We start from the raw sequence: 17,085 nt of genomic DNA, 5'->3' as shown, positions 1-17,085 counted from the left end.
CTCCTCTCGAGGTCGTCACCTCAGCGCGGAACCCGAGTCCGGCACCGCCGATTAGCGGGGTCGAACCCGACTGTCGCGGTCCGCTCTACCCCGGTGGGGCAGAGCGGTGGCGCCGCGGCTGTTATTCGGGAGTGCCGTCGGCGATCCAGCGGGCGAAGACATCGATGTGGTCTTGGGGCCAGCGGCCGTCGCAGGGCATGGATCCTTGCTGGAGTCGGTCGAGGATACCGGCGGCGTGTTGCACGACGTCGGTGTGCGACCACAGATCGAAGACGAAGCTCATCGATTTGCGGTCCATCGCCCGGAAGAGCGGTTTGATGTGGCGGTCGAAGCTGACCGGTTCGTCCGGACTCGGTAGTTCGATGGTGTGCTCGGCTTCGGCGGGAGCTGCGAGGGCGGAAACCCGGGATCCAGGTGTGGCGTTGCATACCCACCACCACTGCGGTACCGGCATGTGCGGCGGGGGAGTCGCGCCCGGCTGCGAATTCTCCAGTGCGATGCGCGATCCCCACTCGATGTAGGCGGCGAGCGCGGCCCGGAATTCGGCGTCGGTCGGCAACCCGGCGTCATCTGCGGCACGAGAGATGAGCTGCGCCCACCGCGCCCGCCACTCCTCGGTGAGCGCCTTGCCCGCGTGCTCGGCGACCATGTGCTCGTAGCCGCCGTACATCTCGGTGTAGAGCTTCGGTCCGCCGAAGGTCTCGCCGAGCCAGGCAGCCACACGCTCGGGATGGTCGGGAGACATGCTGGCGAAAAGCGGCGCGAGCAGTGGATCTTCGGGAACGTACTTGCCGTAGAAGATGTGCGTCATCCGGGTGAGCGCGGGGAGGCCGCCTGCCCACTCGAACAGCGTCGGCTCCTCGGAGGGCACCGGATCGGTGAATCCGACGTAATAGTGCATGCCGCTGCAGAACGGCTTGTTCTGCGAGTGGCCACACCGGCAGAGGCTGTAGTGCTCGCTCGACGCGCCCGTGTTCCGTTGGCCGCAATCGACCAGCGGGATGCCACCGGTGATCCGGTACGGACCGTCCTTCGATACCTCGATCGCGGGTTCCCTGGCCGGGGCGTCACCCTCCTTGCCGTCGACTGCGTAACCGAGCGCGCCGGAGGGGCAGGCTCGTGCCGCCCGTTTGATCTCGTCCATCCGGCCGCCGCTGGGTGCGACGAAAGGTTCCGCGCTAGACCGGAATACGTTCGGCAACCGATCGGTGCAGAACCCGGAATGGGCACACAGGCCGCGGTTGTCGAGAACGGTGACCGCAACGCCCTCGTAGGTTTCTCGGCTGTCGGGCACCCGCTGCGGATCCTTGGTGCCGCTGAATCCGATGCGGGCGTGGCTGCCGTCGCAGAGCGGTTTCGTCTCCGAGGCTCCGCAGCGGCACAGGGCCAGCTGCGGGAGCGCTCGGATGGCCACGCCCAGCCAGTCGGTGATCTTGGTCGCGTTGGTGACCAGGTACGGCCCGTCGGGGGCGACCTGGATCTGGGGTTCCAGGCCGGACTGGAGCGCGGTGAGCTCGGCCACGCGAGCGTCCGGGTCGTCAGCGGACAGGACGGCCAGGTGCTGAAGGGCGGCGGTGGCCTCCTGAACCCCTGTCGGTAGTCCGGGGTTGCCGCGGAACCTGGTGATGTCGCGCGCGAGCTGCCACACCTGGTCTGTGGTTTCTGCTCCGGTTTCCTCGGCTGGGTTGACGTCCGGGGCCCGGCCGGTCATCTCGGTGAACGCTTCCGTCAATGGTCGAATCACCGAATCTTGCAGGGGCGCAGCGCTTCCTGCCGGGTGGCCTTCCATAAGCTTGGCGAAGTGCCGGTCGAGCGTCAGGGCCCGGGTCAGCAAGGACTCCAGTTCGTTGTGCACTCCTGCTCCTGTTTCTCTGTCTAACGGTCCAACAGGACAATGATTACTTCATTACTTTGTTTCGGTCCAGGTCGAGGAATCCCCGGCGCCGGGAATGGGCGGCGTTTCCGCCTCCAGCGTTGCGACCGATACCTCTCGAGCGGTCGAACGTGCCCGCTACGCCCGCTCCGGATCCCCGCTGTCCAATGCGGGCCTTGCCCACCGGCGCCCCCAGGTGCGAGCCACCAGGTGGCAGCCCCGAGATACACCGCATACCGGCGCTCGCCAACCGGATCCTGCCGCGTTCGCCGACCTCGCACCGCGCGAATGTGCCCTCTCGAAGCAGGCCGCGGTCAGGAAATTGGGCACTCCCGATTGCACGCCACCCAGCCGCAGACCGCCGCCTACGGCGCGGTGGGTTCGCTCGAGCGCTGTGTGCCCTTACTCATCGAGAAACTCTCGGCCCGGACCAACGGGAATTAGCCACCTCGTGTCGGAGACAGCGCGGCGGCCTCGGGCTGCCGGAATTATTCGGGAGGACGTCCGGAGGTCTTCTGCCCCGTTCGCCGAGATTGTCCGAGACGCGGACACTCTGCGCCGAATCGAGACCCTGGTGTGGAAGTGGTCAGCGCCCTGCGCTGATGAACTTGGCCGCCTGTTCGCCGATGAACACGCTCGGCGCATGGGTGTGGCCACGGATGAGCAGCGGCATCACCGACGCATCGGCGACCCGAAGTCCGTGCACGCCACGGACTTCCAGTCGCGGTGTGACCACGCTTGCTTCGTCGGTGCCCATTCGGCAGGTGCCCACCGGATGGTAGAGGGTGTGCGAGTAGCCGTTCAGCGCCAGTGTGAGGGTTGCTTCCATGTCGCTCGGCGCTTGCGGCGGATAGATCAACGGCCCGAGTACGGCTTTCATCGCAGGCGATGCCGCCAGTTCGGCGCAGGTTCGCAGCCCCGACATGATCGCGGCGCGGTCGGCGCCCGCACTGTCGGAGAGATATCTGGGATCGATGACCGGTTTCGCCGTCGGGTCGCTCGAGGCGAGGGTGATGCGGCCGCGGCTATGCGGCCGCAGCAGTACCGTCACCAGGATGACGCCGTGCTCGGTGGGGTCGAGCAGTCCTTCGTAGTAGAAGGGTGCCGGCGCGAAGATCAGTTCCAGATCGGGCAGGTCGAGATCGGATCGGCTGCGCACGAACCCGTAGGCCTCACCGACGTTGGAGGTCAGCATGCCGCGATGCCGGATCAGATAATCCAACAGCTGGCGCGGCTTCTCCGCGGTGAACAGCGAGTCCGCTTCGACGCTGTAGCCGATGCCGGCGACCAGATGGTCTTGCAGATTCGCGCCGACCTCCGGGGCATGGTGCACGACCTCGATGCCCTGCCTGGTGAGCTCGTCCCGGTCGCCGATGCCGGAGAGCATGAGCAGCTGCGGGCTGTTGATCGCGCCGCCGCAAAGGATCACTTCGCGGCGCGCGGTGACCGTGTGCGAGGCGTTGCCCTGCAGATATTCCACGCCGACCGCGCGCAGTGCGCCCCCGGGACCACGTTCGAACAGGACCCGGGAGACGAGCGCTTCGGTACGGACGGTCAGATTCGTCCGTCGCAGCGCGGGCCGCAGATAGGCATCTGCCGTACTCCATCGGCGACCGCCCCGCTGGGTGACCATGGTTTCGCTGAACCCGTCCGGCTGCGGCCGGTTCGGCGGTTCCACCGCGAACCCGGCGTCTTGCACCGCGGTCAGGTAAGCCGCTGTCGATGCCCGTGGACTGCGCTGCCGTGAGATGTGCAGCGGCCCGGCCGCCCCCTCGTCCGGGTACTGCGCGTCTTCGACGTTCTCGATGCGCCGGTACTGCTCCACCGCGGCGGCGAATCCCCACTCCTCGCCCGCCAGCAGCGCCCACTCGTCGTAGTCGGCGCGGAATCCGCGGACCCACATCATCGCGTTCATCGACGACGATCCGCCGAACATCTTCCCGCGCGGCCAATAAATCTGCCGGTTGTTCAGCTCCGGCTGCGGCTGGGTGAGATAATCCCAATCCACTTCTGTGCGAAACAGTTTCGAGAACGCAGCGGGAATGTGGGCAAACTTGTTCTTGTCGGGCGGCCCCGCCTCGAGCAGCACCACGGTGGTGCCGGGGTCGTCGCTGAGCCGGTTGGCGAGGACCGCACCGGCGGATCCCGAGCCGACGATGACGTAGTCCGCTGTTATCCCAGCTGTCTGCACTGTCCCACTCCGATCCACACTGCGTAGGGCAAACATACGAGGATCCGGCGGCTACGGGTTCGCTTTCTTGGAAATCTGGACAGCAAACCGCCGGAAACCCACCGCTGTGGGTGAGCGGTGGGTTTCCGGCGAATCACCTGTGAACGGTGCTCAGCGCGCTGCCCTGGTTGCGAGCGCGGCGGCGGCCAGTACCGTCACACCCTCGGCGATCGCCGTGCTGCCCAGTGCATGGGCTGCCGACACAGCGGTGGCGCCCACCAGCCCCAGGAAAAGGGTGCCGAAGCAGGCGATGCCGACGACGATGCCCAGCTGCACGCTGGTGACCAGGATTCCGCTCGCGTCCGCGGCGAGCGACATCGGGATCTTGGCCAGGGTCCTGGTCATCAATGGGCTGAACGCGAGTCCGAAGCCGATACCTTGGATTCCGAAGATCGTCAGCGGCAGCGGGCCCAAGTCGGCGCCGTCGCGCAGCAGCGTGCCGAGCGTCACCATCGTCGTCGCACCGAGCACGAGCCCCAGCGGGATCATGACAGCGTGGAAGCGGTGTGGAATGCGCTCCCAGTTCAGGCTTGCCAGCGCGAACGTGGCGCCCATCGGGATGAACAGCAGCCCCGCATGCAGTGCGGTGTAGCCGAGGGTGCTCTGCAGGTGGATGGCCATCACGAACATCCAGCCGCCGAAGGTCGCCATGATCACGAACAACGTCGCCGCGGTGAGCACCAACCCGGGGGCCTGCAATACCCGTTGCGCGAACAATGGTTCGCCGCCGCGCGCCGCGACCGCTCGTTCGATGGCGAGGAATACCACGACACCGATCACGCTGGTGCCCAGGGCGATCCATGTCCACAGCGGCCAGTGCTGTTCGTGGCCGAGCACCATCGGTAGGACGAGCAGCAGCACCGAAACGGTCAGCATCGCCAGTCCGACCAGATCGAGCTTGCGGTCGAATCGTGCCGTGTCCGAAGGCAATACCCGCGGCGCGACCAGCAGGAGCGCCACACCGATCGGTACATTGACCAGGAACACGCCACGCCAGCTGCTATCCCAGAGGTTGGCGTTGACGATCAGGCCGCCCACGACCTGACCGACCACCATGCCGCCGGAAATGATCGCGGAGTATGTGCTGAGCGCCTTGGCCCTGGCGTTGCCGGTGAAATTGCGTTGGATCAGGGTCATGATCTGCGGGACCATGGCCGCCGCACCGACGCCCTGCAGGAATCGGAACACGATCAGGGTGGCTTCATTCCACGCCAACCCGCAGGCTAATGAGGCCACGGTGAACACCGCGAGGCCGGCGATGAAAGTGCGGCGCTGAGTGAACCTGTCACCCAGCCGGGCGCCGGTGACCAGCAGCACGGCGTAGGCGATGACGTATCCGGCGACGATCAGCTGCAGCGCCGATCCGCTCGTGTGCAGCGAGGTGCGGATGGAGGGAATAGCGACATTCACGATGGAGGCGTCGAGCACCGCCATGAACTGACCGGTCAGGATGACGGCGAGGATCGCAATGGTGCGCCGCGCGCCGTACGCGGGAGATGGTGGGGGAGTCGGCGTGGCGGGTGTCGTCTTGGCCGAACCCGGTGACAACGTCTGGGTCATGCACTGAGCTTGCAGCGAATTCGACACCAGTAACAGGAGCCCAGTAAAACTGGTATCGGCAGCACCTGGATAAGGTCCCGGGTTTCGGGGACGATCACACGATGGCCGATGTTGTGGAATTCGCACCTGCGCAAGGCGCGCGGTGCCGAGCTGGGCTCCTTTCTGAAGTCACGGCGTGCGCGGATTTCGCTGGAGGATGGCCTGCCACCCGGGCCCCGTCGGCGCACGCCCGGCCTGCGGCGTGCGGAGGTCGCCCAGCTGCTCTGTCCGCGTCCGAAAGGGTGGCGCACAAAATGGGACGGCGACATGTTCAAGCGCGTTCTCGTGAATGAAGCGGCGGCAGGGTTGCGTGTGCATGTCGACGAATACGGAAACCGGTTGACTGTGAAGTCGGCCTGGGACGGTCTGATTCATGAGCGGCTGAATGTCATCCTCAACGATTCGCAGCGAGGATCATTCCGGGGCACCGCGCCTAAATGGTTGCTATCCGGAATCGTTCGGTGTTGAAAGTGCGGCGGCCCCGCGGTGTCTCGGCGTTGCGTGGATCGCCGCCGCTACTACGCGTGCATGCAAAACAGCTGCGTGACGCGAAGGGCTGATCATCTAGTTGATGCGCTTGTCGACGAGGTGGTTCTGCGCCGGCTCGAGGATTCGGGTTTGCTGGGTTCGCTGATCCGGACAGCCGATGACGCAGTCGCAGCTCTTGCGGAGGCGCGTGGATTGCGGGATCCGTACGAGAAGTGGTTGAGCGACGCGATCGATGTGGACCTGTCACCGAGAGATTGCGTGGTACAGAGCGGAGAAGGCCCCGTTGATTGAGGCTGGCGGAGCGTCGCGCCCAGGCTGCTGCGCCGCCGATGCCGCAGGTGGCCGCCGCAGCGGGGCCACGCGCGAAGTGGCACGACCCTGAAGTTGCGCCGCTGGAGGCGAAGCGGGACATCATTCGCTCGTTGGTTAACGTGACGATCCTGTCCGCGGTTGGGAAGCGTCGGGGGGTTTCCGTCGGTGCCGGTTCGGACACGATCAAGATCGACCGCCTTCTTGCTTGACCGACGTCGGCGGTCACGGGAAGCCTGTCGTGGGAGCTTGGTGAACCGTCCGGTGATACTGGTATTGGTGGCACCTGGATACCGCTAGTGAGGTGTGGGAGCATCTGAGCATGTCCGGTGTTGTTGATGTTCAGGCAGTGCGCAAGGCGCGGCGTTCAGAGCTGGGGGCCTTCCTGAAGTCCCGTCGCGCCAGGATCTCACCGGAGGACGTGGGGCTACCTCCTGGGCCGCGTAGGCGCACTCCTGGTCTCCGTCGGGAGGAGGTGGCACAGCTGTCAGGGGTGGGCGTGACGTGGTATACGTGGCTCGAGCAGGGCCGCAGTATCAATGTCAGTGTGCAGGTGTTGAATTCGGTTGCGCGGGCGTTGTCGTTGGATGTGGCGGAGAAGGCGCATTTGTATCGGTTGGCGGATGTGCCTACGGTGCCGACGGCGGATGCGGGTACTGCTCTGCCGGAGGAGCTTCAGGTGATTCTGGATCATTTGGAGCCGTTGCCGGGGGTGGTGTTGAGTGCGCGGTATGACGTGTTGGCTCATAACGAGCCGTATGAGGCGTTGTGTCCTGGTTTCTTGACCGGTGAACGCAACGTCGCCCGCCGGGTCTTCCTCACCCCGGAGTGTTGCAATACCTACCAACACAATTGGGATGACCTGCGCCGCATGGTCGGCTATCTGCGCGGTGCCTATGCCAAGAACCTGGGTGATCCGCATTGGGAGGAGTTCATCGTCGAGTTGTGTTCGGAGAGCCCGAATTTCAAGGCGTTGTGGGCGCGTAACGATGTCGCGGTCCCGGTCAGTCGTACGAAGCAGGTCCGTAATTTGGCGGTGGGGGATTTGGAGATGTTCTTGACGAGTATGTCGTTGCCGTCGGTTCCGCATGCGTGGATGCAGATTTATACCCCGACTGATGGGGTGGCGTGGAGGAAGTTGCGGGAGTTGTTGGCGATGAGTGTGGCGGAGCGGCAGCGTCCTTGGGCGGAGCATCACCAACAGCTCCACCCGGCAGCGGGGTAGCGGAGTCAGGGTGTCGAGGTTCAGGAGAGTGCTCGATGGATTGCGCGGACTGGTAAGCGGAGCCGCTCCTGGGGTGGTGCGCGAGAGCTGTACTCTGCCATCGTCATCGGCGATTCAGGGCGGGCGTAGACGGTAGTTATCGAACGCTGGCAGTGGTGTTCGCGGACACAGAGTTGTCTTGCCGTCGGTGCAGGGTAGGAGCGGCGAAGATCTTCCGATGGCGGCGTGCTTCGCGTTTGCCGGGATCGGTTGCGGCGTAACAGGGTGAGGTGAGTGCTTCGCAACTCCGCGCCGGTCCACAACTAGTCGTGTGCGCAGCGTGCCCGAAGGGGGAAACATGCATCAACCACAGAGCTCGACCTGCGGAAACGGTGATCATCCGTCGTATCGCGAGGTGTACATGACGCCCGCGAGGTGGATCATCCGACGGGTAGGTAGCAGCCGCGGCGAGTGAATCCGACTCCGCGATAGAAGCGGCCGAGCCGTTCGCCGAGCGAGCGCCGCCTGGAATGGCGTCCGTGGCGCGGCCACCCAGCGCTGCGCGCAGACCAGAGTCCTCTGTCATATGAGTCGGGCTGCGCGGGCCCGGGGCAGCATTTCGCCGGCGGTGTTCCGTTCCCGCAGCGCGGAATGTCCCCCGAGGCCAGGACAGGCTTGGTCTGTTGCCTTTGATCCGCCGAGAAGCCGCCGCTGCGCAGCGAGTGCCCAGCGGATGCGGTCTTCCAGTCGACACGCGCCCGACCAGTCGACGCGGCGCGGCAGCAGTTCTTTCGGCCCTTGTCTTGATGACGATCAGCCGCATTCGTACCTCGGCGCGGCCCATATGGTTGAGACGGGTGCTCGACACACGATCACACAGGCTCGGGAGGCACTTATGGCAGAGCCACGATTCGGTGACCCCCACCAGCTCGCCGCTGCGAAGGTGATCGTCGGTGTGGACGGTTCGGACGGGTCATGGACCGCCGTGCGGTGGGCGGCACAGTTTGCGGACGAACGCGGACGCGAGCTCGAGATTCTGCACGGTATGGATCTGGTGGGGTCCAGTTGGGCGTTGGGTGACGAGATGTTGGTCCCCGAGTTCATCGACGCGGTTCGCGAAGAGGGAAGGGACGTGGTCGCACAGGCCGAACGTCTGGCCCGCTCGGTTGCGGCCGAACTGCGAGTCTCGGCTCGCGCGAGCACCGACAACGGTAAGCACTTGCTGATCAAACACAGCGCGGACGCCTACGTGGTCGTTGTCGGTGCGACCGGCAACGCCGGTACTTTCACCCATCTGGGCTCCACTCTGCTGGCCGTTACCGCCCACGCTCAGGGCACGGTGGTCGTCGTACGTACAGATCCCGATACCAACGGCACCATCCACGCCTCGGGACCGGTGGTGGTAGGCGTGGACGGTAGTCCGGTCGGTGAAGCTGCGATCGCGGCGGCGTTCACCGAAGCAGCCGAGCGCGGTGCCGAACTCGTTGCCGTCCACGTATGGAGCGACTGGGACTCCGGCCGGTTCGCCGGTCACGCCGGATTGCCCGGAGTACAACTCGACAGCGTCGAACGTGCGATTCTCGCTGAGCGTCTCGCGGGTTGGCAGGAGAAGTTTCCAGAGGTCCGCGTTGCCCGGAAAGTGGACGTGGCCGCGCCGGCCCCTCATCTGTTGTCCTGGTCGAAGATTGCGCAGTTGCTGGTCGTCGGTAATCGGGGGCGCGGAGGATTCGCGGGCATGTTCCTCGGCTCGACGGCCAACAACCTGGTGCAGCACGCTTCATGCCCGGTGATGGTTGTCCACCCTCACGACGACAAACACGAGCAGCGGGGAAGGGGATAGCGGAACCCCGGCTGGTCGGCGCCCGCATGGTGCAGGAGCCGTGGAGGTTTACCGATCGTCGATCGGCGGTGCCGCCGCGTTGATCTGTTCGGCGGTGAAGTGCCCGCGGTCAGACCGGCGTCCACTCCGGGAATGAGTGACGCCGCGCATCCGAGTGCGCACCTATGTCAGGACCAAGTCCTCTACCAGGCAACGACTCGTCCCTTTACCGAGCGACGGGTTCCCGTGCAGAGGGCAAATCTCTGATCGGCCGTCGGGATCAGAGGTGGCCTGAACCGTATACCGCGGACCGCAAACAAGAAACCACACCTGACCGACCGAAGCCCGTCTCCGGGGCCGATCGTGGCCGGAGGACCTGGCATTCGGTGACTTTCGGCCGTCATCTACGCCAGCGGATTGCGCAATGCTGAATCACGAAACCAGCGGCCACAGCCACCTGGAGGGTAATCGTCATGGTCGAACTGAAGGGCAGAAGTGCGGTGGTCACCGGGGGTGCGCGTGGTATCGGCGCCGCCGTGGTGGCTGCCCTGGCGAAGGAGCACATCGCCGTGGTGATCGGCGATCTGCTCGAATGCGAGGGCAACGCGCTGGCCGATTCGCTCGGCCCTGGCGTAATCTTCCGCCGACTGGACGTGATCGATGAGGCCGGGTGGCGTGCGGTTCTCGATGATGCCGAGGCGGAGTTCGGTCCGTTGGGGGTATTGATCAACAATGCGGGCATCGTCGACTTCGGTGGCGTCGAATCCGAATCTCCGACAATGTTTCGTCATGTCATCGATGTCAATCTCTACGGCGCTTGGCTCGGTATGCATTTGGCGGCGCCGCGGTTGCGGGCCGCGGGCGGCGGGGTGATCGTCAACATCTCGTCCACCGCCGGGCTCATCGGTTACGCGGGCATCGGCGCCTATGTGGCAAGCAAGTGGGGTCTGCGGGGTTTGACGAAGGCGGCCGCTCTCGAGCTCGGGTCCGCGAATGTGCGTGTGTGTTCGATACATCCCGGCCCTGTGCACACCCAGATGACAGTGGGTATGGACGAATCCGTTGCCGCGTCCCAGCCGCTGGCTCGCTTCGGTGAGCCCGAGGAGGTCGCGGCCATGGTGCGCTTCCTGGTCACCGAGGCCACCTACTCGACAGGCTCGGAGTTCGTGCTGGACGGCGGGGCGACCGCCGGTCAGGTCCTGGGCCTTCCGGATGAATCCCGATAAGGGGCAAGCGATGCCGAAGACAAATCTCGATCTCGAAACTCTGCGATCCGCTCTGGCGCTGGCGTCTCGGGCGCCGTCGGTGCACAACACGCAGCCGTGGCTGTGGCGGTACGGTGACGAGTCGGTGCACTTGTACGCCGACGAAAGCCGATGGCTGCGCCACACGGACCCGGACGGTCGCGATCTGGTACTGAGTTGTGGTGCGGCACTGCATCATCTGCGGGTCGCAGTCCGCGCACTCGGTTGGGAGGCGCGGATCCATCGGCTGCCGCATCCGGCCGAGCCGGAGCATCTCGCAGCTGTCGAGTTCCGTTCCGCCACATCCACCCCTGAGGACGTCCAGCTGGCGCGCGCTATCGATATGCGCCGCTCCGATCGCCGACGCTACACCTCATGGGAGGTACCCGCCGCACATGTCGAGGCCATCATCGCCGCGGGTGTCGCGAACGGAGTACTTGTGCGTGATGTGGATTCCGAACCGGCTCGGACACAGTTACTGCGGGCATTCGAGCAGGCGTCGTGGGAGCATGTCCATGATTTCTCCTACAGTGCCGAAATCGCCGAGTGGAGTGGCAAACACGCCACATCGCAGGGCGTGCCCGCGCGCAACGCGGTGCTGTTCGCTGCCGATCCGACCGTTCGGCCATTCTCGAGTCCGGGTTTGTCGCAGGCTGTTGTCCGCGATGTGGACGCCGCCGACCGGATGATGCTGCTCAGCACCAGCAGCGATGACCGGATGTCTCAGTTGCGGGCCGGTGAAGCCGCTAGCGCAGTGCTGCTGACCGCTACGACACTCGGGCTGGCGACGTGTCCACTGAGTGAGCCGATGGAGTTGACCGCCACCAGAAATCGGATCCGCACGAAGGTTCTGGACGACAGTGGATATCCGCAGATCATCGTCAGGGTTGGCTGGGCGGTGCCAAGCGCCGACGCGGTTGCGGCGACTGCGCGCCGCCCCCTTGACGAGGTCGTGCAACCGCTGGGTCCGGCGGACAGGTGATAGTGCTGCCCGCAAGAGTGATTCCAGGTGCTGCAGTATCCGTCGCCGCCGGTTCGTCTGTGGCGATCGCGGCCGCGGAGGTGCCATCTCCCATCTCCGATGCGATCTGGTCCGGAATTGTATTCGGCCATGTCGCTCTGACTGAAATATGCTGCGGCGCAATGGATCTACTCCTGGCCATCGGATAGTTTCCGGGCTGGATCCGCAGTGTTCGATGGAGTCCCGGTAAGGGTCGGTCAACAGGTCGATCGGCAGGGGACACGGAATGAGGTAACGGGACCCGAGGAGGACATCATGACCGAAAAACTGACCGCATCAGCTGGGCGGACGAATCAGCCCATAGTGGCCGCCGTCGACGGTTCGGCCACTTCGTACCACGCGGTGGCGTGGGCGGCTGTGGACGCCGCGGTGCACCGCTGCCGGTTGCACATCGTTACCTCCGTCGCCATCCGGTCCGGCATCGGCCTCGGTCCCATGCCGACCGAAGCCGATGTGGAGTGGTTGCGCAAGGATGGCGAGCGGGTGCTCGCGGAGGCCGAGCGGGTGGCCAGGGCAGCGGCGGTGGGTGAGGCGCCTGCCATCAGCACCGAGTTGAACCTGGAGCAGATCACTCCCTACTTGATCGACCGCTCCCGACAGGCCAGAACGTTGGTTGTGGGCAGCCGTGGACTCGGCGCGTTCCGCCGAGGTCTTCTCGGCTCTGTGAGTATGGCGGTCACCCGGCATGCACACTGCCCGGTGGCGGTGGTGCACTCGACTTCGGCGACCGACGCCTTCTCGTCGGGTAAACCGGTGCTTGTCGGCGTGGATGGCACCGCTAACAGCGTGCCCGCCACCGAACTCGCCTTCGAGGAGGCGTCGCGACGCAAAGTCGGACTGGTCGCGCTGCACGCGTGGAGTGATTCGAGCGGGATCGATCTTTTGCCCGGCTGGGATGCCGTAAGAGAGCACGAGGATGCAGTGCTGGCAGAGCGGCTTGCCGGTTTCGGCGAACGGTACCCGGATGTGTCGGTGCGGCGTGTGCTGGTGCGCGACATGCCGGTTCGCTCGCTGCTCGATGAATCAGAAGGTGCTCAGCTGGTCGTGGTGGGCAGCCACGGCCGTGGCGGATTCGCCGGCATCTTGCTCGGATCCACCAGCGCCGCGCTGCTGCATTCGGTGGAGTGCCCGATGATCGTCGTGCGTGAGCGTTGAGCGCGGGCGACATCGATGTCAGAGCAAGGCCAGCGTGGCAGTTCCGATACGGGCCGTGCAGTACTGATGTCCGACTTTGCCCGGACGCTTCGGTATGTCGGTTGGTCCGGGCGTGATCACTGACAACTCGGACCGGAGATCGCAATGTTCGACCACTGTCACGCCACGTGGTTACTTTCGCATCTCACGGCTCCACTGCGCAGTCGGCACGGTCGTCGGTGGCGAGTGCCTCGGTGATGGCGCGCAGCCACTTGTGCGCGGTAGGGACCGCGGGCACGAGCGGATCCCGGTGAAAGCTCATGGCCAGCGCCATTTCACGGATGGATTGTGGTCGAGCGGGCCGGTGGTAGCCGCAGACTGTGGGCGATGTTGTCGGTCCAGGCTCGGATCGCGGCCCAGTCCCGCAGATCCCCGTAGCGGCCACCGCCCAGCAGCCGGTATTGAACGCGAGCACGCAGCGAAACACCGGCGCGGTCGTAGCGACCCGCGAACGCACGGTAGTCGCGCGCGACGATCGAATCGCGCAGCGCGGCAATCTTCTTCGGGACGATTCGGCCGACGCGACGGCCGATGGGCCCCCGCAGGGAGGGGCCGAGTCCGACGCTGAAGAGCCAGACCTGACGGTGGACGAGCTCGTCGTGGTGTGCGTGCATGTAGTCGACAGCGGCCGGCAGGAAATCCATGTTGTGCATGGCGCTGCCCAGCACAAGGGTGTCGAAACGGGACGAGTCGGGGGCGTGGTCGATATCGGCGAGCTCGACGGTTGTCTCGCGGCCCGCCAGTTCGTTGGCGATGAATTCGGCGATGTCGCGGGTCGATCCCTGTTCGGTCGCGTAGACGACCGCGATGCGGCGATGTTCGTGTGTCATGCAAAGAAGCGTCCTCGCGTGCAGTCGGCTAGATGAGAGGACTCGTGCCCACGCGGCCGGGCCCATGGTCACCGCTGGTCTGCTGGGCGGCCCGCGCGGCGACGTAGTAGCCAGCGCCGCGCTTCGTCGGCGCCCCAGACGATGAGCGGGTACGGCAAGGTGAACGCGAGCATGGACGGTGTGAGCGCGGCCGTCCCCAGCAGGTCCTGGACAGGTGGAACGTAGATGATCACCGCGGCAAGGCCGAGTTCGAAGGCAATCCCCCACAGCAGCAAAGGATTGGACAGGACGCCGATCGAGCGCAGCGATGCCCGGTCGGTGCGGGCGGCGAAGGCTGTGCCGATCTGGCCGGTGATCATGCCGAAGAAAGTCATCGTGGTCGCCTGCTGGTAGGTGTGATGCAGCGGCGAACCGGGCCCGGTGGGCGCACCCGGATGCCAGCCACCGCTCACCAGCACGAAAAAGAACCCTGCCATGGCAAGCGCCGCCGCTATAACTCCCAGAAACAGCCATGCTCGTAGCAGCATCGGCGTGCGGATCACGGACTCGCTGCGCGTGCGGGGCGGCCGCTGCATCAGACCGGGTTCGGCTGCTTCCCGTCCGAGCGCAAGTGCGGGAAGGGTCTCGGTGCCGACGTCGAACGCTAGCAGTTGCATGACGGTCAGCGGCAGGGGAACGGCACCCCCGGACAGCGCGAACACCAGCAACGGTGTCACCTCCGGGGTGGCGTGGGCGAAGATGTAGCAGATGAACTTGCGGATGTTGTCGTACACCCGCCGCCCAGCTTGGATCGCTGCGGTGATGGTCGCGAAGTTGTCATCGGTCAACACCATGGTCGCGGCCTCACGCGCCACGTCGGTCCCGGACCGGCCCATCGCCACTCCGATGTCGGCGCGCCTCAGAGCGGGCGCGTCGTTGACGCCGTCACCCGTCATCGCAACGACATGCCCGGCGGCCCGCAGCGCGTCGGCGACGCGCAGTTTGGCCTCCGGCGAGGAACGGGCGAAGATGAGTTCGGCTGGTCCGGACAGCAGCTTATCGAGTTCGTTTTCGCCCATCTGCTCCAGTTCCGCGCCGGTGATCACGGTCGGCGTCCCGTGCGTGATGCCGATCTCGGCGGCGACGGCCGCCGCGGTCAGCCCGTGGTCGCCGGTGATGACGATGATGCGGATATGCGCCTCGTGGCACAGTCGCACGGCATCGGCGACCTCGGCGCGAGGAGGGTCCTCCATGGCCACCAGGCCGAGCAGGACCAGATCCTGCTCGGCCTGCTCTCGGGTCTGCGGTGCGGTTGTATCAGGTATGTCGCGCGCTGCCGCCGCCAGCACTCGTAAGCCCTGCCTCGCCCGCACATCGACTAGCTCGGCGAGTTGGCCGTGGCGCTGTGACGTCAGCGGCCGGGTGGTGCCGTCGGCGCAGAGTTCCGCGGTGCAGAGCGGCAGCACCGATTCCGGGGCGCCCTTGGCGTGTACTCGCAGCCGGCCGGTCTCGGCGGCATCGACCGTCGACATACGCTTGCGCACCGGATCGAAATGGAACAGGCGTCGCCGCGAGCGCTGTCGGCTGTCGCTGTCGACTCGCTCACCCAAGGCGGCGGCCGCGGCGAGAAGCGCCAGTTCTGTCGGGTCGCCGAGAGCAGGTCCGGCCTTGTCGTCCAGCCGGGCGTTGCTGCAGGCATTCATCGCTTTCGACACGCAGGTCAGGGTCGGATCGTGCGGTGCCGGCACCGCGGTCGGGTCGTGGGATCCAGTCGCGGTGTCGATCACGACGACCCGCATGCGGTTCTCGGTGAGCGTGCCGGTCTTGTCTGTGCAGATCACATCGGTGGCGCCGAGGGTCTCTACGGCGCTGAGGCGTTTGACCACTGCGCCGCGGCGCGCCAGTTCCCGCACACCGAGCGCCAGCGCCAGCGTGATCACCGGCAGCAGCCCCTCCGGGACATTGCCCACCAAAAGTCCGACCGCGAAGATCACGGAGTTGATCGGAGACAACCCTGCTCCGAGCATCGCGAGCGGGATGAAGGCTGCCGCGAGCAGAACGGAGATCAACGCGATCAACCAGGCGACGCGGCGCACTTGGTGTTCGAGGGGACTCTCGTCCCGATCGACGCGCTCCGATAATGCGGCGATGCGGCCGAGTTCGGTGTGCATCCCGGTGGCGAAAACGATTGCGCGGGCCTCGCCCTCGGTACAGGAAGTGCCGCTGAAGACCAGGTCGCGCGCCTGTGCCAGCGGAACTCCGGCGTCGATCGCGTCGGCGCTGCGGTAGACCGGCATCGACTCCCCGGTCAGTTCCGACAGGTCCACTTCGATGCCGCCCTCGAGCAGTCGCGCATCCGCGCAGATCCGGTCGCCCTCCGCGATGATCAGGACATCTCCGGGCACCACATCCGTCGCGTCGATTTCGATGGCCCGTCGGTCGCGGACAATGTTCGCTCGCATGGGTAGGTAGGCGGCCAATGCCTCAACCGCCTGCTCAGCGTGCCGTTCCTGGGCGAATGCGAACGCGGCGTTGATCACGATGACGACCACAATCGCGATGGCCACCGGGACGATGCCGACGGCCGCGGCCAAACCGGCTGCTGCCCACAGCAGTAGCGCGAGGGGATGGGTGAACTGGTGAGCCAGTTCCCGCCGCCAGCTGTGGCGACCCCGGCGACACAGCACGTTCGGTCCGTAATGGACCAGACGCCGCTCGGCCTCCCTGGCAGTCAACCCGGAGCGGGCCCCGCGCAGATCGCGCAGCAGCAGGTCGATCCGCTCAGTGGGATCGATCCGTAATTCGGATTCGGGTCGGACGAGGTCCGTCACAGGGTTCCCGGCATCACGACCACCTGTGCTCCGGAACTCGGACCGCGTGTGGGCGCCAGCTCGACCAGCACGCCGAATTCCACCGCTGTCGACTCGTCTGCAGGTGGCCCCTGGTGGAACATGATCGTCGGCGCTGGTCGATCCGGCGTGTTGTGCGATTCGGGCCGGTTCCCGAATTCCTCGACGATGTCCTCGCCGAGCAGATTCCGGTTCGGCCGGATCTCCCGCCGCAGCACCGTTTCCGGTGCCGACGCGACCGGGCCCACCCAGTACTCCATTGCCGCCTCCTCGGTTCGTCTGGGGATGAGCGTGCGCCGCGCCCGTGCCGCTGCACAGGGGCAAAGGTCCCCGCCATGGTGGGCACCCGACCCGGAAACGACAGGGGGAGAGGGCCGACGACCTCCTCCCCGAGTTACTGCGCGGATTCGCTACCCTTTGTCAACGCCTCTCGGCCACAAGCCGT

Annotated in this window: 12 protein-coding genes; 6 read left to right on the top strand and 6 right to left on the bottom strand. The window is 65.7% G+C overall.

What is annotated here, in order from left to right; all coding sequences use genetic code 11:
* Positions 1 to 121 precede the first annotated feature (121 nt).
* From AB0M74_RS01590 to AB0M74_RS01580, 3 genes are all read right to left on the bottom strand, one after another.
* Positions 122 to 1,855, bottom strand: coding sequence for a CDGSH iron-sulfur domain-containing protein (locus AB0M74_RS01590; RefSeq protein WP_364900395.1), 1,734 nt, complete (start codon positions 1,853 to 1,855; stop codon positions 122 to 124).
* A gap of 604 nt (positions 1,856 to 2,459) precedes the next feature.
* Complete coding sequence (locus AB0M74_RS01585) at positions 2,460 to 4,064, bottom strand: GMC family oxidoreductase N-terminal domain-containing protein (RefSeq protein ID WP_364900394.1); 1,605 nt, start codon at positions 4,062 to 4,064, stop codon at positions 2,460 to 2,462.
* A 150-nt stretch (positions 4,065 to 4,214) separates the two neighbouring features.
* Positions 4,215 to 5,663, bottom strand: coding sequence for an MFS transporter (locus AB0M74_RS01580; RefSeq protein WP_364900392.1), 1,449 nt, complete (start codon positions 5,661 to 5,663; stop codon positions 4,215 to 4,217).
* A gap of 108 nt (positions 5,664 to 5,771) precedes the next feature.
* On the opposite strand from AB0M74_RS01580, the gene AB0M74_RS01575 reads away from it, so the two are divergent.
* The 6 genes from AB0M74_RS01575 to AB0M74_RS01550 all read left to right on the top strand — a co-directional run bounded on the left by AB0M74_RS01575 (position 5,772) and on the right by AB0M74_RS01550 (position 12,943).
* Complete coding sequence (locus tag AB0M74_RS01575; protein ID WP_364901984.1) at positions 5,772 to 6,170, top strand: hypothetical protein; 399 nt, start codon at positions 5,772 to 5,774, stop codon at positions 6,168 to 6,170.
* 652 nt (positions 6,171 to 6,822) lie between these two features.
* Positions 6,823 to 7,725, top strand: coding sequence for a helix-turn-helix transcriptional regulator (locus tag AB0M74_RS01570; RefSeq protein ID WP_364900390.1), 903 nt, complete (start codon positions 6,823 to 6,825; stop codon positions 7,723 to 7,725).
* An 874-nt stretch (positions 7,726 to 8,599) separates the two neighbouring features.
* Positions 8,600 to 9,544 (top strand): universal stress protein, encoded by a 945-nt coding sequence (locus tag AB0M74_RS01565; RefSeq protein WP_364900388.1) that lies wholly within the window; start codon positions 8,600 to 8,602, stop codon positions 9,542 to 9,544.
* 452 nt (positions 9,545 to 9,996) lie between these two features.
* Positions 9,997 to 10,749: an SDR family oxidoreductase gene (locus AB0M74_RS01560; RefSeq protein WP_364900386.1), complete on the top strand. Its 753-nt coding sequence runs from the start codon at positions 9,997 to 9,999 to the stop codon at positions 10,747 to 10,749.
* 10 nt (positions 10,750 to 10,759) lie between these two features.
* Positions 10,760 to 11,749, top strand: a complete 990-nt coding sequence (locus tag AB0M74_RS01555) for a nitroreductase family protein (protein ID WP_364900385.1) — start codon at positions 10,760 to 10,762, stop codon at positions 11,747 to 11,749.
* 294 nt (positions 11,750 to 12,043) lie between these two features.
* Positions 12,044 to 12,943, top strand: coding sequence for a universal stress protein (locus AB0M74_RS01550; RefSeq protein WP_364900384.1), 900 nt, complete (start codon positions 12,044 to 12,046; stop codon positions 12,941 to 12,943).
* A 314-nt stretch (positions 12,944 to 13,257) separates the two neighbouring features.
* Here AB0M74_RS01550 and AB0M74_RS01545 read toward each other — a convergent pair whose 3' ends face one another.
* The 3 genes from AB0M74_RS01545 to AB0M74_RS01535 form a co-directional block, all read right to left on the bottom strand.
* Entirely contained in the window at positions 13,258 to 13,812 is a 555-nt protein-coding gene (locus AB0M74_RS01545) for a flavodoxin domain-containing protein (RefSeq protein WP_364900383.1), read from the bottom strand.
* A 68-nt stretch (positions 13,813 to 13,880) separates the two neighbouring features.
* Positions 13,881 to 16,622, bottom strand: coding sequence for a cation-transporting P-type ATPase (locus tag AB0M74_RS01540; RefSeq protein WP_364900381.1), 2,742 nt, complete (start codon positions 16,620 to 16,622; stop codon positions 13,881 to 13,883).
* On the bottom strand, positions 16,619 to 16,900 hold the full coding sequence (locus tag AB0M74_RS01535) for a hypothetical protein (protein ID WP_364900379.1): 282 nt from the start codon (positions 16,898 to 16,900) through the stop codon (positions 16,619 to 16,621). Before AB0M74_RS01535 ends, AB0M74_RS01540 begins: the two co-directional genes overlap by 4 nt.
* Positions 16,901 to 17,085: the final 185 nt, after the last annotated feature.

Source organism: Nocardia sp. NPDC051463, assembly GCF_040681975.1.
In the GTDB taxonomy this organism is placed as follows: Bacteria; Actinomycetota; Actinomycetes; order Mycobacteriales; family Mycobacteriaceae; genus Nocardia.
The sequence above is the reverse complement of the archived record's forward strand: the minus strand, read 5'-3'. Positions and strand labels throughout refer to the sequence as shown.

Excerpts from the sequence above, each read along its gene's own strand:
- AB0M74_RS01580 (WP_364900392.1), bottom strand. The coding sequence starts at position 5,663 with ATGACCCAGACGTTGTCACCGGGTTCGGCCAAGACGACACCCGCCACG.
- AB0M74_RS01575 (WP_364901984.1), top strand. The coding sequence starts at position 5,772 with ATGTTGTGGAATTCGCACCTGCGCAAGGCGCGCGGTGCCGAGCTGGGC.
- AB0M74_RS01570 (WP_364900390.1), top strand. The coding sequence starts at position 6,823 with ATGTCCGGTGTTGTTGATGTTCAGGCAGTGCGCAAGGCGCGGCGTTCA.
- AB0M74_RS01565 (WP_364900388.1), top strand. The coding sequence starts at position 8,600 with ATGGCAGAGCCACGATTCGGTGACCCCCACCAGCTCGCCGCTGCGAAG.
- AB0M74_RS01560 (WP_364900386.1), top strand. The coding sequence starts at position 9,997 with ATGGTCGAACTGAAGGGCAGAAGTGCGGTGGTCACCGGGGGTGCGCGT.
- AB0M74_RS01555 (WP_364900385.1), top strand. The coding sequence starts at position 10,760 with ATGCCGAAGACAAATCTCGATCTCGAAACTCTGCGATCCGCTCTGGCG.
- AB0M74_RS01550 (WP_364900384.1), top strand. The coding sequence starts at position 12,044 with ATGACCGAAAAACTGACCGCATCAGCTGGGCGGACGAATCAGCCCATA.
- AB0M74_RS01545 (WP_364900383.1), bottom strand. The coding sequence starts at position 13,812 with ATGACACACGAACATCGCCGCATCGCGGTCGTCTACGCGACCGAACAG.
- AB0M74_RS01535 (WP_364900379.1), bottom strand. The coding sequence starts at position 16,900 with ATGGAGTACTGGGTGGGCCCGGTCGCGTCGGCACCGGAAACGGTGCTG.